This is a genomic window from Streptomyces turgidiscabies Car8, from assembly GCF_000331005.1.
GTDB lineage: Bacteria > Actinomycetota > Actinomycetes > Streptomycetales > Streptomycetaceae > Streptomyces > Streptomyces turgidiscabies.
Map to the genome: position 1 here is coordinate 1 of NZ_AEJB01000065.1, position 1,340 is coordinate 1,340.

General features: G+C 66.6%; 2 protein-coding genes. Both read right to left on the minus strand.

Annotated features, from left to right (window positions below):
* Positions 1 to 68 precede the first annotated feature (68 nt).
* On the minus strand, positions 69 to 413 hold the full coding sequence (locus STRTUCAR8_RS04030; protein WP_143666453.1) for a hypothetical protein: 345 nt from the start codon (positions 411 to 413) through the stop codon (positions 69 to 71).
* 582 nt (positions 414 to 995) lie between these two features.
* Positions 996 to 1,340 (minus strand): hypothetical protein (locus STRTUCAR8_RS04035; RefSeq protein ID WP_206742934.1); only part of this gene is annotated, 345 nt, incomplete at its 5' end.

The window sequence follows — 1,340 nt, forward strand, 5'->3', positions numbered from 1 at the left end:
GCATGCCACGGCACGTTGGTGAGCCGGTTCCTCGACTGAGGCCGTTTCCACCAACGAGATAGACCGTATCACCCATCAGTGTTGGGATCTATCTCTAGCCATGGTGCGGCCCCGTACTCGAACCCGTCGAGGGGCACTGTGCCGTGGGCTGTCGGCGCGTCGGTGAAGAACAACCCCTGCTGGGCCGCTGCGGGCTTTGCAGTGAAGTCCTCAGGCCTGGGCGCCTGGGGGTTGAACCTAGAGGGCGAGGCGGGCTCTCGGACCGGGATGACGGCAACCACCGTGGGCACGCCGATCGGGAATGCGTCGTCGGGCAGTTCCGTGATAGTCCCTCGCGCCTCGCGAACCCGTGCCCGGAAGTCCTTGGCCTTACGGTCGCTCCGGTAGGGGAGGCTGCCGTACATGACGGCCACGACCAGGCCGCCCGGCTGGACGAAGCGCAACGCCCGCTGGACGTGGCGGATGTCCTGCCGTCAGCGAATGGCGGGTTCATGACGACCCGCTGGTAGCGGCGCTGCACCTTCACGTTGAAGAAGTCGGCGGCCGCGACCTCGCGGGCGTAGCCGCCGGCGCGGATGTGCTCGGCACGAGTGGTGTCGAGTTCGATGCAGTCGACAACGGCACCGCGGGCAGCTGCGGCCTCCGCGATGGCGCCGCGTCCGGCCGACGGCTCCAACACCTCACAACCGGCTTCGAGTTCCGCCAGGTCCAGGAGCTGTTCGACAAGGGGCTTCGGTGTGGGGAAGTACCCGCGGTCGACGTCGGTGATCACTTCCCCGGTGGCGAGCAGTCCCGCGAGGGCGTCGGCAGCGGTGAAGGGGAAGATGTGGGCGCGCTGATAGCGGTTCCAAGTGCCGCCGACCGCCTGAAGGGCCAGGTTTACGCGGTCGTACAGTTTGCGGTCGAGCGTGCCTTGGAGGCGGAGAGTCAGGCCGTCGACCGTGGTGGAGCGGATGACCTTGAGAACGTCGGAATCCATCTTCACGGCTACGGCCTCACTCGCTGGCGGTCGTGGCCTCGGCGACGAGGAGCGCCGCTTCGAGCTCGACCAGGCGGGCCGTGACCATGAGGTGAGTGCGCACGTACACCGAACTACCGGCACCCTTCATGAGCTCGGAGGCGGCGAGCAGGGTGAGGTTGTACGCCTCATTTAGGGCGGCCCTGTCGTTGTCACGGCGTGCCTTAAACAGGTGCGCCGCTGCCTCGCGGACGAGTTCGGCCACGTCGGAGTCGTACTCCTCAAGGGCGTTGGCCGATGACGGCACGTCGAACAGGTTGGCGTTGATGTTGCGCATGGCCCGGATGTCGTTCATCACTGTGGGGCTCCATAGAGAAGGGGG